Below are 18696 nucleotides of genomic sequence, written 5' to 3'. Positions count from 1 at the left end.
ACCCCAGAAATGGCGGCGACTACAGCACTGCGGCATACACCCTGGCATCCACAGTGTAATACACTGATAATATGGAAAAAATGGTAGCTATTTTATGAAGTTCAGGCCGAAACAACAAATCGTTAATGGGGTACATATCGCCAGTTCCCCGTTTACCCATAACCAGCAAAGCACCAGTCGTATCATGCTGTGGGTAATACTGGCCTGTATCCCGGGTATTGCAGCACAAATCGTATTCTTCGGTTACGGTACGCTTTTTCAGGTCGCTTTTGCCATAGTCACGGCCTTACTGGCGGAAGCCGCTATTCTAGCGATGCGAAAACAACCGATAAAAGCTCGGCTGGCAGATAATACGGCCTTGCTCACGGCACTCCTGCTGGGCATCAGCCTCCCACCATTGGCTCCCTGGTGGATGGTGGTGATTGGTACCTTCTTCGCCATTGTGATCGCCAAGCAACTCTATGGTGGATTAGGGCAGAATCCTTTCAACCCGGCCATGGTCGGTTATGTGGTACTGCTGGTGTCCTTCCCGGTACAAATGACCAGTTGGTTACCGCCAGAAGAACTCCGCATCACCTCACTCTCATTGCAGGATACTCTACTGACTATTCTCAATGGGCATAGCGTACAAGGGATGACGCTGCATCAACTCGCGATGGGAGTTGATGGCATCAGCCAGGCTACGCCGCTCGATGGATTTAAAACCGGGTTACGTAGTGGTCATCCCATAGAACAGGTGTTGCAGCAGCCGTTGTTTGGCGGCATGTTGGCAGGTATCGGCTGGCAATGGGTTAATTTGGGCTTTCTGCTTGGTGGCCTATTTTTATTGGCGCGTCGGATAATCCACTGGCAAATCCCCGCCAGTATGCTGGTTTCCATCATGCTGTGTTCCGGGCTAGCCTGGATGCTGGACCCTAGCCATCAGGGCACCCCGCTATTTCATCTCTTCTCCGGTGCCACCATGTTAGGCGCTTTCTTTATTGCCACGGACCCGGTGACTGCAGCCACCACCCGCAACGGCCGGTTAATTTATGGCGCACTTATCGGCCTGCTGGTCTGGCTTATCCGGGTGTATGGCGGCTACCCAGACGGTGTGGCCTTTGCTGTGCTATTGGCCAATATGACTGTGCCATTGCTCGATCATTACACGCAGCCTCGTGTCTATGGCCACCGCTGAGGAACCGATATGCTGAATTCAATGCGTAAACATGGCATTACCTTGGCACTCTTTGCCGCCGTAACCACCGGCCTGACTGCTTTGGTCTATCAATTGACCAAAAGCACCGTTGCTCATCAGGCGGCACTTCAGCAACAAGCCTTGCTCGATCAGGTTATCCCCGCTGAATACTATGATAATGATTTACAAAAAGAATGTTTTCTGGTGAGCGACCCGGCGTTAGGCAGCGCTGCCCCTCGCCGCCTCTATCTGGCGCGTAAACAGGGCCAGCCGATTGGCGCTGTACTTGAAACCACCGCCCCAGATGGCTACTCAGGTGCCATTCAGCTCTTAGTGGCTGCCGACTTCAATGGTACGGTGTTTGGCAGCCGGGTGGTGGAGCATCATGAAACCCCAGGGCTTGGTGATAAAATTGAGTTACGCATCTCCAACTGGATTACCTATTTTAGTGGCAAAACCATTGATGGCCCGGATGATAAACGTTGGGCAGTTAAAAAAGACGGCGGCATGTTTGATCAGTTCACCGGGGCAACCATTACCCCACGAGCAGTGGTGAACGCAATTGCTCGCACCGCGCTCTTTATCAAAACCTTGCCAACTAAACTGGATACCTTGCCAACCTGTGGAGGCACTGAATGAGTGAAGTCAAACAGTTAATCGTTCAAGGATTATGGAAAAACAACTCAGCATTGGTGCAATTATTAGGCCTGTGCCCATTGTTGGCCGTCACCTCCACCGCGACCAGTGCTCTTGGTTTGGGGTTAGCCACAACGTTGGTCCTGGCCATCACCAATAGCGCTATTTCGATCTTTCGCCACTGGATCCCAAGCGAGGTGCGTATTCCCATTTATGTGATGATCATTGCTGCAGCGGTGAGTGTCGTACAAATGTTAATCAATGCCTATGCCTTTGGCTTGTATCAATCTTTGGGGATCTTTATTCCATTAATCGTCACCAACTGTATTGTGGTGGGGCGAGCGGAAGCGATTGCCGTCAGAAAACCACTGGGGTTAGCACTGATTGATGGTCTGTCCATTGGCTTTGGTGCAACCGCTGCCATGCTGGTTCTCGGTTCCCTGCGTGAATTGCTGGGTAACGGTACGCTGTTTGATGGTGCGGATTTGTTACTGGGTAACTGGGCCAAAGTGTTGCGTGTTGAAGTAATACATTTTGATAGTGCCTTTCTGTTAGCCATGCTGCCGCCGGGTGCCTTTATCGGCTTGGGATTGCTATTGGCTGCTAAATATGTGATTGATGAAAAAACCAAACAAAAACAGTCCGAGAAAGCGCCATGAATAAAGAGAAACGCCTGGAGATCCTCACCCGCCTGAGGGATAACAACCCACACCCCACTACCGAACTGATGTATAGCTCGCCTTTTGAGCTATTAATTGCGGTATTGCTTTCCGCCCAAGCCACCGATGTCAGCGTTAACAAAGCAACGGCCAAATTGTACCCGGTTGCCAATACGCCAGCGGCGATGCTGGCGCTGGGTGTCGAGGGTATCAAGGGTTACATCAAAACCATTGGTCTGTTCAATAGCAAAGCGGAGAATGTGATTAAAACCTGCCGTCTATTGCTGGAAAAACATGGCGGCGAAGTGCCTGAAGACCGTGCCGCGCTGGAAGCGTTACCAGGTGTGGGCCGTAAAACCGCCAATGTGGTGCTCAATACCGCCTTTGGTTGGCCAACCATTGCCGTTGATACCCATATTTTCCGGGTCTGTAACCGCACCCGTTTCGCACCGGGCAGTAATGTTGATCAAGTGGAGGACAAATTACTCAAGGTGGTACCCAGCGAATTTAAAGTCGACTGCCATCACTGGCTGATCTTGCATGGGCGCTATACCTGCATCGCACGCAAACCACGTTGTGGTTCCTGCATTATCGAAGATTTATGCGAATTTAAAGATAAAGTTTACCCAGCTGAGTAAGCCTCTCCAGCCCTGCTTTTTCTACTGCCCAGCTATCACCGGTTCGGGGACTGCATACACAATGCAGTTCTTGTTGGTTCTTTATGCTGCTTCAATCTCCACTGTAGGGATACACGGCTATCTTTGCATTATTTTTAAGCAGAAAAAGTGTCTTTTTTTCACTTACGCCACAGATCTACTTTCACATTTTTTTCACAATCGCCTGGTTTGATTACTTGCCCTTCCCCCTGCAATATAGCCACCAGCTTCAGATATATAATCCTTATTGGTAATATTTTATAGAATATAGATTTGCAATTATTCAATAAAATGGGGTATTAATCTTATTGGGGCGTTATTATTTCATTTTGAAATAATAATTTGCCAATCATGAAAATATCAAACGTTAATTCTGCATATGTTTTTTAACATAGTTACTTAGCGTTGTAATGATTATATGTAACAGAACATGTCAAAATGCTTGCCTCATTGACAAAGATAGTGAACATTAGCCGCCGTTATTCCATCCTAAAACATCGAATACTCATCATTTTTCACGTTGCATTTTTGTCTCGGCCCACAGCCGGCCTGCTGCCAACATGATCTATTTAGAGTTTTAAGTATAAAAGGGTGCAGCCCTGCACCACTTTTGCCGTTTCCCGTATTGATCAACGGACAGTGATCCTGCGGACAGTAAAAAAACTAGAGGTACCCGTGTCAACTGCAAACAACAAATCATCCGAAAGCGTTAGCCTTAACGCATTCAAACAGCCTAAAGCGTTCTATCTGATCTTCTCCATTGAGCTCTGGGAACGTTTTGGCTATTACGGCCTACAAGGCATTATGGCTGTCTATCTGGTCAAAATGCTGGGCCTGAGTGAAGTCGACTCCATTACTCTGTTCTCTTCCTTTAGTGCGCTGGTTTATGGCTTTGTCGCCGTCGGTGGCTGGCTCGGCGATAAAGTGTTGGGTTCAAAGCGGGTCATTGTATTAGGTGCCATCATTCTGGCTTGTGGCTACGCCATGGTTGCCTATTCAGGTCACGAAGTTTTCTGGGTCTACCTGGGGATGGCGACCATTGCCGTGGGGAGTGCGCTGTTCAAAGCCAACCCCTCTTCTTTGCTGTCTACCTGCTATGAGAAAGATGACCCACGCTTGGACGGTGCATTTACCATGTACTATATGTCCATCAATATCGGTTCATTTTTCTCCATGCTGGCTACCCCATGGTTGGCCGCTAAATATGGCTGGAGTGTCGCCTTCTCACTGAGTGTGGTGGGGATGCTGATTACACTGGTCAACTTTATGATGTGCCGCAGTTGGGTTAAGCAATACGGCTCCAAACCGGACTTTCAACCGTTGCAGATACAGAAACTGCTGATGGTTCTGGTGGGGGTTGTGGTACTGATCGCAGTGTCCAGTTGGTTGCTGCATAACCAGACCATTGCACGCTGGGCGCTGGCAGTGATCTCTGTAGGGATCATTGTGATCTTTGCCAAGCAAACCTTTATGTTAGAGGGTGCGGCACGCCGCAAGATGATCGTCGCCTTTCTGCTGATGTTGGAAGCCGTGGTGTTTTTTGTGCTGTACAGCCAGATGCCAACCTCACTGAACTTCTTCGCTATCCATAATGTTGAACACAGTATTCTGGGGATTACCTTTGAACCAGAGCAATTCCAGGCATTGAACCCATTCTGGATCATGCTGGCCAGCCCACTCTTGGCGGCACTGTATAACAAAATGGGTGATCGCCTGCCGATGCCACACAAGTTTGCCTTTGGGATGTTCCTCTGTTCCGGCGCCTTCCTGGTGCTGCCATGGGGCGCCACCTTCGCCAACGAACAAGGCATTGTATCGGTTAATTGGCTGATTCTGTGCTATGCCCTGCAAAGTATTGGTGAACTGATGATCTCTGGGCTGGGCCTGGCAATGGTCGCACAACTGGTTCCTCAGCGGCTGATGGGCTTTATCATGGGTTCCTGGTTCCTGACCACCGCTGCGGCAGCATTGATTGCCGGCAAGGTGGCAGGGCTGACTGCTGTCCCTGCTGATATCAACGATGCCCATGCCTCACTGGCAATTTACAGCCACGTATTTATGCAGATCGGCATTGTTACTGCGGTTATTGCCGTAATTATGGCGTTAACCGCACCGAAACTGTATCGCATGACGCTTGATACAGAGGAAGATACGGATAATAAAGCACAAGTCGCGACAGCTAACTAAGTCTAACGCCCACCGCTGCAACTTGAATTGACTCTGAATAATTTGAGTTGCAGCGCGGCATCATCAGGAACAGAATGCAGATGTAACCTGTATCAACCGACAAAACCAGAATCCATTCAACCTGAGCTGTGATGAGTATAAGGATAACCAATGTCATTCTCACCATTACGCCGTAAACTCCTCCTTGCCGCCGCCACTATCCCCGCGTTCACTGCCCTTCACCCTCTATTGGCCTATGCGGCAAGTGATAAAATACAACAAGCGCAACAGCAACTCGCTGCATTGGAAAAACAGCATATGGGTCGTCTGGGGGTCTTTGCCATCGATACTACCAGCAGTAACACCTTGCAATTAAATGCTCACCAACGGTTTGCCTTTTGCAGCACCTTTAAAGTGATCGCAGTGGCTGCTATTTTGCACCACAGCTTGAGCCATCCTGGTTTTCTTGATCAACGTATCCATTACCAGGCAAGTGATTTAGTTACCTATTCCCCCATCACCGAGAAGCACCTCGACAGTGGCATGACCATTGCCGAACTCTGTGCAGCGGCATTGCAATACAGCGATAACACCGCAGGCAATATGCTGATGAAACAGCTTGGTGGCCCTGCGGCCATCACGGCCTATGCACGCAGCCTTGGTGACACCACTTTCCGACTAGATCGCTGGGAGACCGAACTCAACAGTGCTATTCCTGGTGATGAGCGTGATACCACCACACCAGCAGCTATGGCGGCCAGCTTACAAAAGCTGACCCTGGGAACGACGGCATTGCCGGAAGCTCAACGTCAACAACTGGTGAACTGGATGAAGGGAAATACCACCGGCAATAAACGTATCCGAGCAGGTATGCCACCTGATGCGGTCATTGCGGATAAAACCGGCGGGGGCGATTATGGCACGACTAACGATATCGGTGTGGTCTGGTTATCAGGCAGAGCGCCCTGGTTGGTCGTTATTTATTTTACTCAACCCAATCAACATGCCACAGCCAATAATGAAGCTGTTGCGGCTGCCGCACGCATCATCAGTCAGGCATTTATTTGACACCACGCGCCATTAACTGTTGTGGTCCCTGTTCGATATGAGCATACACTGCCTCCCTAGGGCAAATATCATGCTCTACGTAGGTCCTTGCCGATATCTTGCAAAAAAATGGCGATAAACAACAAATTTTCGGTTATAAAACCAGTACAGTGGCAGTTCAACTTCACAACATAGGGTGTCATGATGAAAAAGTTAACGCTGAAAGAGATGACAGAAAGTGAACAACGTGAAGTAAAAACGGAGTTGGATAGAGCGCGCAAAAACCTTGAACGCCCGTTAACCAACTCTGAACAGAATAAGATTAAAGAGCAAGCCATTGACCGCATTATGGCGGCACGAGAAAAAATAGCCAAAGTGGCGCGGGCAGAACGCAAAGCCAACCGTGCCAAACCGACAGACAGCACCTTCAACTGGACCGCCTCCATCAGTACCCGGCCCCACCGTTAATCATTTGCTATTTCAGCCCGGTTGCCAAAATAGGTGGCCGCGTTGATGTCGTTAAAAGGTAAAAAATTGTTGGCAAAAACGCTGTAATTTTGCCGCCAGAGCACTAGGATGTGTAGTTGAACTTGTCTGTCCTTCATCTTATCAAGGAGTTTTCGATGAAATTGTTCTATAAAGCTGGCGCTTGTTCCCTGTCACCACATATTGTCTTGCGTGAAGCTGGACTCGATTTTACTGCGGAGAAAGTCGATTTAGCGCAAAAGATAACAGAAAGTGGCGCCAACTATCTGACAATCAACCCTAAAGGGCAAGTCCCGGCATTAGTGCTTGATGATGGTAGTCTATTAACCGAAGGTGTAGCGATTGTGCAATATCTGGCAGACCGCGTACCGGATCGTAATTTGCTCCCAGCAGCAGGAACCCTTGCCCGCTACCACGCGATCGAATGGTTGAACTATGTGGCCACTGAGATGCATAAAGGGTTTAGTCCGCTGTTTAACCCCAAGACACCTGATGAATATAAAGTCATTGTGCGTGAAAAGTTAGCGTCTCAATTCAGCTATCTGGATTCAGTGCTAGAGAAACAGGATTATCTGTTAGGTCAGCGTTTCAGCGTAGCCGATGCTTACCTGTTCAACGTGTTATGTTGGGCGCCGCATATGCAGTTTGATCTCAAAAAATACCCTCATCTGCAGGCTTACGTTGAGCGCGTAGCAGCGCGCCCTGCGGTAGAAGCGGCGTTAAAAGCTGAAGGTTTGAAGTAAATTGATGACCCCGGCTACCAGTGAGCCGGGGATCTCTTTAACATTTTACTGCGCGGAACTGACATTCCGGCTCAACAATACGGTCTTGTGCTGCCACTACCTGCAACTCGTACTCCCCCATCGCCTGGGTGGTTAACATCACTTCATATACCGCCGCCGTAACATGTTCCAGTGCTTTAGCCAGCCCCTCACCCTTAAGCAAGTTCACCAGTAGCAGGCCACTCGTCAAATCCCCCACCCCAACGGGATGGTGTGAGCCGAAATCCACCAGAGGACGGCTGATATGCCAGGCTTCGTCGGCGGTGACTAACAGCATCTCAAAACAATCCAAATCATAACCAGCTCGGCTGAGGTGTTTTATCAATACCACTTTCGGCCCTTTGGCGATCAACTCCCGCGCCGCAGCAATCGCCTGCTCAACATTATGAACATCATGCCCCGCCAACTTTTCCAGCTCCAACAGGTTCGGGGCCACAATATCGCAACAAGGCAAAGCTTGTTGGCAGAAGAACTCTGCGACACCCGGTGCCACAATGCAGCCCTTTTCAGGGTGACCCATCACCGGATCACAGAAATACCAGGCATTGGGATTAGCCTGTTTGACTTGGCGCACAATGTCCAGAATATGACTGCCCTGCTCGGGTGAACCGATATAACCACTTAACACCGCATCGCAGGTTTTCAGTTTATCGATATTTGCAATGCCTTGGGTTATTTCTGTCAAGTGACTGGCAGGCATGACACAACCGGTCCACTGCCCGTACTGCGTATGATTAGAAAATTGCACGGTGTTCAGTGGCCAAACATTAACCCCCATTCGGCGCATGGGAAACTCTGCCGCACTGTTACCCGCATGCCCGAAGACCACATGAGATTGTATGGAAAGAATATTTTTCATGAAAACAAACCTGGTTAAACATAAAAAAGAGGATCATCACCTGACAACCCAAAAAAAACAAAGGGGCCAAATGGCCCCTGAGTGTAAAGCTGATTATTCCCAATCAACCAGGCAGTAATGTTTTTTACCACGACGTAGCAGTGTGTATCGGCCAAACAGGCGGTCACTATCCGTAAACTGATATTCGGGATTAGATTGTTTTTCGCCGTTGATAGTCACTGCATTGGAGCTGATCATGGTCCGCGCCTGCCCCCGGGAAGGCACCAGCTCGGCATTGACCAATGCCTGCTGCAGGTCGGCATCATGCTCCAGCTTAATGGTTGGCATACCATCTTGCGCCAATTGGGCAAAGTCTGCTGGAGTCATTTCATGCAAGGCACCGGAGAACAAGCTTTGGGTGATACGCTTCGCAGCGGCCAGCCCTTCAGCACCATGTACCATCCCTGTCACTTCTTCTGCCAGTACATATTGAGCACGTGGCGCTTTACCGCTATTTTTATCCTCTTCTTCCAGGGCATTAATCTCTTCAAGGCTTAAGAAGGTAAAGAATTTGAGGAAGCGATAAACATCGGCATCCGCGGTATTGATCCAGAACTGGTAGAATTTGTATGGGCTGGTTTTTTCTGGTGCCAGCCAGACCGCGCCCCCTTCTGTCTTACCAAATTTGGTGCCGTCCGCTTTGGTGATCAACGGTACCGTCAGGCCAAATACCTGCTTTTGATGCATACGACGGGTCAGATCGATACCTGAAGTAATGTTACCCCATTGGTCCGACCCACCGATTTGCAACTCCACCTGATGACGGTTATAGAGTTCAGAAAAGTCAAACCCTTGCAGCAGATTGTAAGAGAACTCGGTAAAAGAGATACCGGAATCATCACGGTTCAAACGCTGTTTTACCGCTTCTTTATTGATCATCTGGTTGACAGAAAAGTGCTTACCGATATCCCGCAAGAAAGTCAGCACATTCATGCCACCAAACCAATCATAGTTGTTGGCTGCAATGGCACTGTTGCTGCCACAATCAAAATCAAGGAACGGAGAAACCTGCTTGCGAATTTTCTCGACCCATTCGTTAACCGTTTCTGTGGTGTTCAGCTTACGCTCAGCCGCTTTAAAGCTGGGATCACCAATCAGACCGGTGGCACCGCCGACCAACGCCACTGGCTGATGACCCGCCAGTTGGAAACGTTTCAGGCACAACAACGGCACCAGATGGCCCAAATGCAAGCTGTCTGCGGTCGGATCAAAGCCGCAATACAGCGCGATTGGCCCTTGCGCCAGTCGTTCTGCTAACGCGTCCTCATCCGTTACCTGGGCCACCAGGCCCCGCTCTTGCAATTGTTTAATCAGGTTGCTGCTAGCCATCAATTTCTCCATCTTTAAACGAATGTACCTTTGCCGGTACACAACCTTCACCCATTGGCGAAATAATAAAATTCGAGATAGCGCATAGAATAAAGCGCCAGCGATATCTGTGCCAGCGCTTAAAAGAGATTTTCTTGCTATTAGGGGGCTAGGCGGTCAATTTTCCAGTCATTTTCTACCCGTTGGTATAGGAAACGGTCATGTAACCGGTGCTCCCCTCCCTGCCAAAACTCAACAGAGTGAAATTTAACCCGAAAACCACCCCAGAAGCTGGGCACCGGTATTTCACCCTGTTGGAATTTTTGCTTCAACTCAAGAAACTTGCTTTCCAAGATGCCTCTGGTGGAAATACGTGTTGATTGTTGTGAAACCCAGGCACCAATCTGGCTATCTTTGGGGCGACTACTGAAATACTTCATCACCTCCAAAACAGATAAGCGTTCAGCCTGACCAAGGAAAGCCACCTGACGATCCAGCATATGCCAAGGGAAGAGCAGACTAATACGCGGGTTTTTCGCTAACTGCTGTGCCTTACGGCTACCGAGGTTAGTGTAAAAAACCAAGCCTTGGTCGTCATAATGTTTAAGCAAGACAATGCGCTGGAAAGGTTGCCCCTGCTCATCAACCGTAGCGACACACATCGCGGTGGGATCAGCCAGGCGCGCTTCACACGCCTGCTTTAACCAACGTTCGAACAAATCGAGCGGATTAGCCGTCAAATCGTGACGACGCAGCCCTCCTTTGATATATTCACGTCGCAAATCTGCCACATCAAATTCATTTTTATCAGTCATTTAGATTACCAACCAACAGTAAATTTATCATTAGATTCGTGCCGACCGGTGCGGGTTAACCCGCGCCTGCCGACAAATTACAATTAGAATAAGACCAGCTAACGCGACTCCACTGGCAAAACCGGGTAAATCCCCCCTAGTAGCGTTTCACAACTGGCCCCCGTGACCGACGGTAGATTACCCGGCTGACCTGAAAGGGTACGGAATGCCAGCCAGGCAAACGCTAATGCTTCCATCGCATCGCCACTGACACCAAAATTATCGGTGGTCGCCACCTCAATGCCCGGTAGCAACGCGGACATTCTGGCCATCAGCAACGGATTGCGCGCCCCGCCACCACACACCAGCAACCGCTCGCAACCTCCTGCTAACAGAACTTGTTCACAGATAGTCATTGCCGTCAGCTCTATCAGGGTGGTCATCACATCCACAGGCGCAAGATCCGGTAGCCTCACCAACTGCTCTTCCAGCCAACTGATATTGAAATATTCTCGCCCGGTACTTTTGGGTGCAGCCAAGTAAAAGTAGGGATCAGCCAGCATCTGCTGTAATAACGGTAAACAGATGCGCCCTTCCATCGCCCAAACCGCATCCTTGTCATAAGGTTGTGAATGATGGCGCCATACCCAGGCATCCAGTAGTATATTCCCCGGGCCCGTATCAAAACCGCGCACCGGTACCCCCGGTAACAACAAGGAAAGATTCGCAATCCCGCCAATATTCAGAACCATGCGTCGTTCTGTCGGGTGAGCCAGTAAAGCCTGGTGGAATGCGGGGACCAGTGGTGCCCCCTGACCACCGTAGGCCATATCACGACGGCGGAAATCGCCAACGGTGGTGATGTTTGTCAGGGCACTCACTCGGTTGTTGTCCCCCAACTGCATAGAAAAACGTGTCTCTCCTTCTGGCTCATGCCACACCGTCTGCCCATGGCAGCCAATGGCGGTAATTTCATCGGCTTTAATATCAGTCTGTTTCAGTAACCCCAATACCGCTTCACCAAACAAGATGCCTAACTGCGCATCCAGCCGCCCCACAGCGGAAAGCGTGGTTTTCTGCCCTTGGCACATGCCCAGGATATCTTGCTTTAATTGCATCGGCATCGGGTGACTATAGATAGCCTGTTGGGCCACCGTATGTTCATCGATCGCAGCAAGGACTACATCAACCCCATCCAGACTGGTGCCAGACATAACACCGATATAACGACCTGATCTCATAGCAATACCTTAGATTCTATTTCGAGTGACAATCGTTTTGGCCCCGTTATACTCATCACTATTCAACCTGACAACGTATTGCTGCAGCTTGAAGACGATAGGTATCTGCCCAAAATAATTCGAGTTGCTTGCAGGCAGTAAGTTCTAGAGTCCCCAGCAGCATAGCCCGCTATGTGACTGGGGCGATAGATGTTGCCAACAAACTACCGACTTGAATTATGTATGAAGGGTATAATGCAATCTGAAGTATGATGAGTATACATGTGACTCAAAATATTTAGAGTATACTTGCTGAACATTTTTATAAGCCTGATTTGAATATGCCCAAAATTATTCGAGTTGCTTGTAGCGGCAAATGAACGCTGGCGGCCCCGTAAGGGCGAGTCTCATTAATGAGGCGAATAACCGCCGTCAACCCCCAAGCAGCCTGAATGATGACGAGTATTGATGGTCAAATCAGGATGATTAACCGCAGGAGTTTTATATGATTAAGCGTATTCTCGTTGTTGCTCTGACCGGGGTCATGTTGGCTGGATGTGCAGACCCAACAACATCCGGTGATGTCTATTCAGCCTCCCAGGCAAAGCGTGTGCAGACTGTCACCTTTGGTACCGTAGTCTCTGTTCGCCCGGTACAAATTCAAGGTAGCGAAAGCGCAAATACCATTGGTGCTATCGGTGGTGCCGTGCTGGGTGGGTTGATAGGGAATACCATTGGTGGTGGTAGTGGCCGTAATATTGCAACCGCCGCAGGTGCAGTGGCCGGTGGCGTGGTGGGTAACAGTGTAGGTAGTGTTGCCGGCCGCAGCAGTGGTGTCGAACTGGAAATCAAAACCGACAATAAAGAAAATATTGTCGTGGTACAACGTGCCAGTGCAACCCAGTTCAACCCTGGCCAGCGTGTTCGTATGGCGCAAAATGGTGATACTGTGACGGTTTCCCCACTGTAATATTTCCAGCCTAATGCGGTAGCAGCCAAATGATTGGCAAGTGAGGCTCATGGATGAGCCGGCCCATGCCTTCTGCGCATATCTTAAAATGAATAGCGCTGTATTAAAGAGTGCCTTTCGCTATTTTTTATCAAATAGAAACCGAAACCTAACAGAATATCAGGCTTCTATTTGATGCTATGCCGAAAAATCACCTGCTCTACGCTTGTTCTTGCAGCTTGATAATGTTTCGTTCAAGTTTGCTAATCAAACCGGTTAATAGTTTCAATTCTTCCGGCGAAATGCCATCAAGAATTTCCCCTCTGACCATAGTGATAGTTCGGTTCATTTCCTGAATAATCGGCTCAGCAGCCTCCGTGAGTTTAATCAGTTTGGCACGCCGGTCATTAGTACAAACATGACGAGTAATCAGCCCCCTGGCTTCCAGTTGATCCAGTGTCCGTACCAGTGACGGTTGCTCGATGCCAATCGCTTTTGCTAATTGGTTTTGTGATTGTTCTGGCGGCAACCGATTAATGGTGTATAGAGTCAACCAATGAGTTTGTGTCAGCTCCAATGGCTTGAGCCGATAATCAATGAGCGCACGCCAAACACGAACCAATCGCGCTAAATCTGGACCCAATGTAGATTCCACTTATTCATCCTCATAATTAGCATGCTAATATTGATTTCCCGAAACCTGTTTTTAAGTTTATGCAAATTGCAAAACATCAGCAACTCGCATCAGGTAATAAGGTTATATTAAAAATACAAATGTATATGATTCATACTTTTGAATAATATCATGGTTCTACCAGTTATTGATTATCATTTACACTTTTTGAATTACTTCAACATGCGGACACCGGATACGGTGAGTGGATATCACCACGATAGTCACGTGTCGCTTTAGCATACAAAGCCCACATGGATTGATTAGCCATATTAATAGTAAGGCTATTGTAACCATGCCTGTTCAGCACTGACCAAAACATCATCACCGAGAAAGACATTCAGCATCGGACATTAGACGCCGCGTTACAGGCGTTTCAACGGATGAGCGACTCTCGGAACCCGCAGTTGGTGATTTAGCATGGCTGGTGATTTAGTACGGGTTAATTTGGCGGCTTTATTGCTCATTACAGCAATTACAGCAAACAACAATTGCGGAGCAACCTGTATCTCGCTGATGCAGGTTGCTACCAATCAACGGAGGCCTGTCTTAAGGCACATCATAACCTAACGCCGCTTTACGAATCCGGAACCACTGCTGGCGGCTGAGCTCAAGTGAGGACGCCTTCAATGCTGACCGTACTCGGTCGATTTTACCCGTTCCGATAATCGGTAACGGTTGAGAGGGTAAGCGCATCACCCAAGCGTAAACCACTTGCTCAATGGTTTCAGCCCCTATCTCCTTGGCCACCGCATTCAGTTCATCACGTAGTGGCTGGAATTGAGCATCACTGAATAGCCGCCCCCCACCAAGGCATGACCAGGCCATCGGTTTTATCCGCAGTTGTTGACACTGATCCAATGTACCATCAAGAATGGCGGGCTGGTGCAGCGGTGAAATTTCTACCTGGTTAGTGACCAATGCAAATGGCAAACGTGACTGTAACAGGGAAAACTGCGCAGGAGTAAAATTGGATACGCCAAAATAGCGTACTTTGCCGCTTTTATGCAGAGCAACAAAGGCTTCTGCAACTTCATCGGCATCCATTAGCGGGTCCGGCCGATGGATCAACAGCAGGTCGAGATAATCAGTATGCAGATTAGACAGTGACTGCTCAGCACTGTGCACAATATGCTCGTGGGTGGTGATATAATGACCTATGGTATTGCCTGGCTTGTCCAGGGTCGCGATACCACATTTTGACACCATCTCCATTTTTTGACGCAGTGAAGGTTTCAGTTTGATTGCCTGACCAAAAGCTTGTTCACAGGCATAACCACCATAAATATCCGCGTGATCGGTTGTCGTCACGCCTAATTCAAGATGCTGTTCAATAAACGCCAGCAACTGTTGTGCTGACATGCCCCACTCCATCAACCGCCAGTAACCACAAATCATGCTCGAAAACTCGGGCCCCTGCGGTGATAGCTTAATACGATCCAGCATAATTAACCTCGTGACACTATTTAACTTAGCGCCAGCATACACAAGCGAACTATCACTGGGAATCTCAAAATAACCCTATTGAAATAGGTGCTTCATCTATTACGAATCGGCTAATGAATCGCCGACTCAAAATGAATTGCTGTCTCAAAACAAGCTGTCTCAAAACAAGGAAGGCTGCTCGGGTGGGATTTCATCCGGCTGCTTTTGCGCACGTTGCAAGCGCAGATAACGCTGGCGGCATAGACGCAGCACTTCGCGTTTCTGTGTATCGTTCATTTTCATCCAGCCAAAACGTTCCTCGCGGCTACGCAAGCAGCCACGACAATAACCGCGCTCATCCGCCTGGCAAATGCCACGGCACGGGCTAGGGATGTCAAAAAACTCAAGTTGCTGTGCCACGCATCCTCCGGCATTGTATCCTTAAGTTTTTCACCTTACCTCAAGACTGTAATTTGAAACAACTTAGGTATATAACGATAGTATTAACTTAAGCGCATGGGTTGGTCTATATAAGGATATATTATGAAGCTCGAAAAGCTATTCTCTCCGATTAAAGTGGGTCATCTCACATTACCTAACCGCATATTTATGGCACCGTTGACCCGTCTACGCAGCATTGAACCTGGTGACATTCCTACCCCCTTGATGGCGGAACATTATGCGCAGCGTGCCAGTTCGGGGCTATTGATCAGCGAAGCGACCCAAATCTCTTACCAGGGAAAGGGTTATGCCGGTGCACCTGGCATACACACGCCAGAACAAATCGCTGCATGGCGTAAAATCACCCAAGCCGTTCATGAAAAACAGGGCCATATTGCCGTACAGTTATGGCATGTGGGGCGTATTTCCCATAATAGCTTGCAGCCCAACCACCAAGCCCCTGTGGCCCCTTCGGCGATTAATGCTGAAACCCGCACTACGGTTCGTGATGAAACCGGTGCCCTGACACGTATACCAACCTCTACCCCACGGGCGCTAGAACCGTCTGAAATCCCACAGATAGTCAATGAATTTCGTCAGGCGGCGGCCAATGCACTTGACGCCGGTTTTGACTATATTGAGCTGCATGCGGCACACGGTTATTTATTACATCAGTTTATGTCCCCCGAAGCTAACCAGCGCACGGACCAATATGGCGGCACGATTGAAAATCGTACCCGCCTGACGCTGGCGGTGCTTGATGCCACCATCGCAGAGATCGGTGCTGACCATGTCGGTATTCGCATTTCACCACTGGGCCCATTCAACGGTCTGGATAATGGGGACGATCAAGAAGAAGCCGCGCTCTATCTAATTGAAGAGTTGAACAAGCGTCGCATTGCCTACCTGCATATTTCCGAGCCTGATTGGGCGGGTGGCAAACCCTTCTCGGTTGCTTTCCGCGATGCCATCCGTGCCCGTTTCAGTGGAGTGATTATCGGATCTGGTGGTTACACGGCAGAAAAAGCTGAAGTAATGATTGAGCAAGGTTTGGTCGATGCTGTCGCTTTTGGCCGCAGCTATATCGCCAACCCGGACCTGGTGGAACGTTTTAAGCAACGAGCCCCACTGAACGAACCGCAACCTGCTACCTTTTATGGCGGTGGTGCGGAAGGTTATACCGATTATCCAGTCCTATGACTCGGGGCCAGGGAAATTGACCGTCATAGCAATAAGTAAGCCAGCAGCAATTTCTTTTTTGTGACACCGTAACACTGATTATTGCTGTGGTCGTCTCGTTGAGTTGTCTTATAGGACAAGGCTATACTGTTCTCCGCTTCAATACATTGCCGTTCACTACGGCCTATCTACTTAGAGGGAATTATGCGCCTACTTCATACCATGATCCGCGTTGGTGATCTGCAACGCTCGATTAATTTTTATACCAAAGTATTGGGCATGCGTTTGCTGCGCACCAGCGAAAATGCCGAATATAAATACTCATTGGCGTTTGTTGGCTATACCGATGAAAAGGATGGCTCAGTAATCGAGCTCACTTATAACTGGGGAGTCGATAGCTATGACATGGGTTCCGCCTTTGGTCATCTGGCACTGGGCGTTGATGATGTGGCCGCTACCTGCGACATTATTCGCCAATCGGGAGGTAAAATTACTCGTGAAGCGGGCCCAGTAAAAGGGGGCACCACGGTGATTGCCTTCGTTGAAGATCCCGACGGTTACAAAATTGAACTGATCGAAAAAAAGTATGTGGGTCATGGTCTAGGCTAATCGACGTTTAGGGCGCTTTAGCGCGCCCTTGTTTATACCCGTCGCCAATGAAACTGCAGGGGTGTTGACTACGCGCGTTCGCCCTAGTCACATAGTTATCTATGTTCCCAGGGACTCACTCTCTTGTCGCCTACTGCAACACCATTGAACTTGGGTATATATCTGCTCTCTGCGCTGCATTAAGGGCATAAATTTGGCATAATGCGCGCTGTATTCGATCAAGATAAGAAACCGATGACCGAAAAAAATGATCTTAATGCCCTCAGTGGCCGTTTTCGTGGATTTTATCCCGTTGTTATTGATGTAGAAACTGCCGGATTTAACGCCAAGAGCGATGCGCTGCTGGAGATTGCCGCCGTCACCTTGAAAATGGATGAGCACGGTTGGTTACAACAAGATGAAGCGCTACATTTTCATATAGAACCGTTTGAAGGTGCCAACCTGCAACCGGAGGCGCTGGCTTTTAATGGCATTGACCCACATAACCCGCTGCGTGGGGCAGTGAGCGAATATGATGCGTTACACGCGATTTTTAAAGCGGTACGTAAAGGCATTAAAGACCAAGGGTGTAATCGCGCAATTATCGTCGCCCATAATGCCAACTTTGATCACAGCTTTCTGATGGCGGCAGCGGAACGTGCCAGCCTGAAACGTAACCCATTCCACCCGTTTGCCACCTTTGATACCGCCGCATTAAGTGGGTTGGTATTAGGGCAAACGGTTCTGGCTAAAGCCTGTATTACTGCGGGTATCGCGTTTGATAGCAGTCAGGCACACTCGGCGTTGTATGATACCGAGCAAACCGCCCTGCTATTCTGCGAATTGGTTAACCGCTGGAAACGCCTGGGCGGCTGGCCAATTACCGGGGACCTGACGGAAAAATCTTAAGCTCAGAGCAGGTTTGTTCCCTGCCTTTACACTCAGGCAGGGAATGATTATCACTTAATATCTGCTCACTGTTACGGCTGTATCTCTTGCTGATCTTTGTATTTTTCAGCCGTTTGTTTGATTAATGGTTGCAGTTCACCACGCTGATACATCTCAACAATGATATCGCTACCACCAATCAATTCACCGTCTACCCATAATTGTGGGAATGTTGGCCAGTTAGCATACTTAGGCAACTCTGCACGAATATCCGGGTTTTGCAGAATATCCACATAGGCAAAGCGTTCACCACAAGCGGAGAGTGCCTGCACAGCCTGAGCAGAAAAACCACAACTGGGTAATTTCGGCGAGCCTTTCATATACAACAGAATGGGATTAGTGGAGATTTGCTGCTGAATTTTTTCAATCGTGCTCATTATTGCTTCCTCAAGCTATACCATGGCGACAAATACATCATACGGATATTGTAGCGGTAGCAACAGACCAAGAAAACACTATCTTTTGCATGGGTATGCTCCCTCCTCCGCCCTATACTTAAGTGATTTGATTGATTTGACACAGTGCGATGAAGGTTAAATAGCATTTATGCCCGCCCTAATGTTAAGCCAAGGCCGTGAGACTTATCCCTATGGTAAATATTTTTTGACGATCTGTGATTAATGAATAATAATTTTCAATGCTACTGCTGAACGCAGTTTGATCT

At 48.8% G+C, this 18696-nt stretch carries 20 protein-coding genes; 12 read left to right on the top strand and 8 right to left on the bottom strand.

Annotated features, from left to right (window positions below; translation table 11 throughout):
- Positions 1–94: 94 nt before the first annotated feature.
- From rsxD to gstA, 8 genes are all read left to right on the top strand, one after another.
- Positions 95–1177, top strand: coding sequence for an electron transport complex subunit RsxD (gene rsxD, locus IO95_RS15790; protein ID WP_023490191.1), 1083 nt, complete (start codon positions 95–97; stop codon positions 1175–1177).
- 9 nt (positions 1178–1186) lie between these two features.
- The gene (gene rsxG, locus IO95_RS15785) at positions 1187–1816 is read left to right on the top strand and encodes an electron transport complex subunit RsxG (RefSeq protein WP_023490190.1); all 630 of its coding nucleotides are present in this window, start codon (positions 1187–1189) and stop codon (positions 1814–1816) included.
- Positions 1813–2472 carry an electron transport complex subunit E gene (locus IO95_RS15780; RefSeq protein ID WP_023490189.1) on the top strand — a complete coding sequence of 220 codons (660 nt, stop codon included), beginning with the start codon at positions 1813–1815 and terminating at the stop codon, positions 2470–2472. Before rsxG ends, IO95_RS15780 begins: the two co-directional genes overlap by 4 nt.
- Positions 2469–3110: an endonuclease III gene (nth, locus tag IO95_RS15775; RefSeq protein ID WP_023490188.1), complete on the top strand. Its 642-nt coding sequence runs from the start codon at positions 2469–2471 to the stop codon at positions 3108–3110. Before IO95_RS15780 ends, nth begins: the two co-directional genes overlap by 4 nt.
- Positions 3111–3803: 693 nt before the next feature.
- Positions 3804–5315 (top strand): dipeptide/tripeptide permease DtpA, encoded by a 1512-nt coding sequence (dtpA, locus tag IO95_RS15770; RefSeq protein ID WP_023490187.1) that lies wholly within the window; start codon positions 3804–3806, stop codon positions 5313–5315.
- Between the two features lie 150 nt (positions 5316–5465).
- Positions 5466–6362 carry a class A beta-lactamase gene (gene bla / locus IO95_RS15765; RefSeq protein ID WP_023490186.1) on the top strand — a complete coding sequence of 299 codons (897 nt, stop codon included), beginning with the start codon at positions 5466–5468 and terminating at the stop codon, positions 6360–6362.
- A gap of 183 nt (positions 6363–6545) precedes the next feature.
- A complete protein-coding gene (locus IO95_RS15760; RefSeq protein WP_037386039.1) occupies positions 6546–6809 on the top strand; it encodes a DUF3811 domain-containing protein in 264 nt (87 codons plus the stop codon).
- A 155-nt stretch (positions 6810–6964) separates the two neighbouring features.
- A complete protein-coding gene (gene gstA / locus IO95_RS15755) occupies positions 6965–7570 on the top strand; it encodes a glutathione transferase GstA (RefSeq protein WP_023490184.1) in 606 nt (201 codons plus the stop codon).
- 37 nt (positions 7571–7607) lie between these two features.
- Here the strand turns inward: gstA and pdxY are convergent, their stop codons facing one another.
- The 4 genes from pdxY to anmK all read right to left on the bottom strand — a co-directional run bounded on the left by pdxY (position 7608) and on the right by anmK (position 11850).
- Positions 7608–8468, bottom strand: a complete 861-nt coding sequence (gene pdxY, locus IO95_RS15750; protein WP_023490183.1) for a pyridoxal kinase PdxY — start codon at positions 8466–8468, stop codon at positions 7608–7610.
- 93 nt (positions 8469–8561) lie between these two features.
- Entirely contained in the window at positions 8562–9836 is a 1275-nt protein-coding gene (gene tyrS, locus IO95_RS15745) for a tyrosine--tRNA ligase (RefSeq protein ID WP_023490182.1), read from the bottom strand.
- Between the two features lie 140 nt (positions 9837–9976).
- Complete coding sequence (gene pdxH, locus IO95_RS15740; protein WP_023490181.1) at positions 9977–10630, bottom strand: pyridoxamine 5'-phosphate oxidase; 654 nt, start codon at positions 10628–10630, stop codon at positions 9977–9979.
- A 98-nt stretch (positions 10631–10728) separates the two neighbouring features.
- Positions 10729–11850 carry an anhydro-N-acetylmuramic acid kinase gene (gene anmK, locus IO95_RS15735; RefSeq protein WP_023490180.1) on the bottom strand — a complete coding sequence of 374 codons (1122 nt, stop codon included), beginning with the start codon at positions 11848–11850 and terminating at the stop codon, positions 10729–10731.
- A 484-nt stretch (positions 11851–12334) separates the two neighbouring features.
- On the opposite strand from anmK, the gene IO95_RS15730 reads away from it, so the two are divergent.
- A complete protein-coding gene (locus tag IO95_RS15730) occupies positions 12335–12799 on the top strand; it encodes a glycine zipper 2TM domain-containing protein (protein WP_023490179.1) in 465 nt (154 codons plus the stop codon).
- 199 nt (positions 12800–12998) lie between these two features.
- Here IO95_RS15730 and slyA read toward each other — a convergent pair whose 3' ends face one another.
- The 3 genes from slyA to IO95_RS15715 all read right to left on the bottom strand — a co-directional run bounded on the left by slyA (position 12999) and on the right by IO95_RS15715 (position 15296).
- Entirely contained in the window at positions 12999–13433 is a 435-nt protein-coding gene (gene slyA, locus IO95_RS15725; RefSeq protein WP_023490178.1) for a transcriptional regulator SlyA, read from the bottom strand.
- Positions 13434–14000: 567 nt separating this feature from the next.
- The gene (locus tag IO95_RS15720; RefSeq protein ID WP_023490177.1) at positions 14001–14897 is read right to left on the bottom strand and encodes an aldo/keto reductase family oxidoreductase; all 897 of its coding nucleotides are present in this window, start codon (positions 14895–14897) and stop codon (positions 14001–14003) included.
- 159 nt (positions 14898–15056) lie between these two features.
- Positions 15057–15296 (bottom strand): DUF1289 domain-containing protein, encoded by a 240-nt coding sequence (locus tag IO95_RS15715; RefSeq protein ID WP_023490176.1) that lies wholly within the window; start codon positions 15294–15296, stop codon positions 15057–15059.
- A 123-nt stretch (positions 15297–15419) separates the two neighbouring features.
- Here IO95_RS15715 and IO95_RS15710 point away from each other — a divergent pair, with 123 nt between their 5' ends.
- The 3 genes from IO95_RS15710 to rnt all read left to right on the top strand — a co-directional run bounded on the left by IO95_RS15710 (position 15420) and on the right by rnt (position 17993).
- Entirely contained in the window at positions 15420–16517 is a 1098-nt protein-coding gene (locus tag IO95_RS15710) for an alkene reductase (RefSeq protein WP_023490175.1), read from the top strand.
- A 183-nt stretch (positions 16518–16700) separates the two neighbouring features.
- A complete protein-coding gene (gene gloA, locus IO95_RS15705) occupies positions 16701–17105 on the top strand; it encodes a lactoylglutathione lyase (RefSeq protein WP_023490174.1) in 405 nt (134 codons plus the stop codon).
- 201 nt (positions 17106–17306) lie between these two features.
- Positions 17307–17993 carry a ribonuclease T gene (rnt, locus tag IO95_RS15700; protein WP_023490173.1) on the top strand — a complete coding sequence of 229 codons (687 nt, stop codon included), beginning with the start codon at positions 17307–17309 and terminating at the stop codon, positions 17991–17993.
- A gap of 71 nt (positions 17994–18064) precedes the next feature.
- Here the strand turns inward: rnt and IO95_RS15695 are convergent, their stop codons facing one another.
- On the bottom strand, positions 18065–18412 hold the full coding sequence (locus tag IO95_RS15695; RefSeq protein WP_200874178.1) for a Grx4 family monothiol glutaredoxin: 348 nt from the start codon (positions 18410–18412) through the stop codon (positions 18065–18067).
- Positions 18413–18696 lie beyond the last annotated feature (284 nt).

The sequence above is a fragment of the Serratia sp. DD3 genome (assembly GCF_000496755.2).
Note: the sequence above shows the minus strand (reverse complement) of the source record. Positions and strands in the feature narration are given on the sequence as shown.

Excerpts from the sequence above, each read along its gene's own strand:
- IO95_RS15780 (WP_023490189.1), top strand. The coding sequence starts at position 1,813 with ATGAGTGAAGTCAAACAGTTAATCGTTCAAGGATTATGGAAAAACAAC.
- anmK (WP_023490180.1), bottom strand. The coding sequence starts at position 11,850 with ATGAGATCAGGTCGTTATATCGGTGTTATGTCTGGCACCAGTCTGGAT.
- rnt (WP_023490173.1), top strand. The coding sequence starts at position 17,307 with ATGCGCGCTGTATTCGATCAAGATAAGAAACCGATGACCGAAAAAAAT.
- IO95_RS15730 (WP_023490179.1), top strand. The coding sequence starts at position 12,335 with ATGATTAAGCGTATTCTCGTTGTTGCTCTGACCGGGGTCATGTTGGCT.
- tyrS (WP_023490182.1), bottom strand. The coding sequence starts at position 9,836 with ATGGCTAGCAGCAACCTGATTAAACAATTGCAAGAGCGGGGCCTGGTG.
- IO95_RS15710 (WP_023490175.1), top strand. The coding sequence starts at position 15,420 with ATGAAGCTCGAAAAGCTATTCTCTCCGATTAAAGTGGGTCATCTCACA.
- bla (WP_023490186.1), top strand. The coding sequence starts at position 5,466 with ATGTCATTCTCACCATTACGCCGTAAACTCCTCCTTGCCGCCGCCACT.
- pdxH (WP_023490181.1), bottom strand. The coding sequence starts at position 10,630 with ATGACTGATAAAAATGAATTTGATGTGGCAGATTTGCGACGTGAATAT.
- gloA (WP_023490174.1), top strand. The coding sequence starts at position 16,701 with ATGCGCCTACTTCATACCATGATCCGCGTTGGTGATCTGCAACGCTCG.
- IO95_RS15760 (WP_037386039.1), top strand. The coding sequence starts at position 6,546 with ATGAAAAAGTTAACGCTGAAAGAGATGACAGAAAGTGAACAACGTGAA.
- rsxD (WP_023490191.1), top strand. The coding sequence starts at position 95 with ATGAAGTTCAGGCCGAAACAACAAATCGTTAATGGGGTACATATCGCC.
- IO95_RS15720 (WP_023490177.1), bottom strand. The coding sequence starts at position 14,897 with ATGCTGGATCGTATTAAGCTATCACCGCAGGGGCCCGAGTTTTCGAGC.
- nth (WP_023490188.1), top strand. The coding sequence starts at position 2,469 with ATGAATAAAGAGAAACGCCTGGAGATCCTCACCCGCCTGAGGGATAAC.
- rsxG (WP_023490190.1), top strand. The coding sequence starts at position 1,187 with ATGCTGAATTCAATGCGTAAACATGGCATTACCTTGGCACTCTTTGCC.
- gstA (WP_023490184.1), top strand. The coding sequence starts at position 6,965 with ATGAAATTGTTCTATAAAGCTGGCGCTTGTTCCCTGTCACCACATATT.
- pdxY (WP_023490183.1), bottom strand. The coding sequence starts at position 8,468 with ATGAAAAATATTCTTTCCATACAATCTCATGTGGTCTTCGGGCATGCG.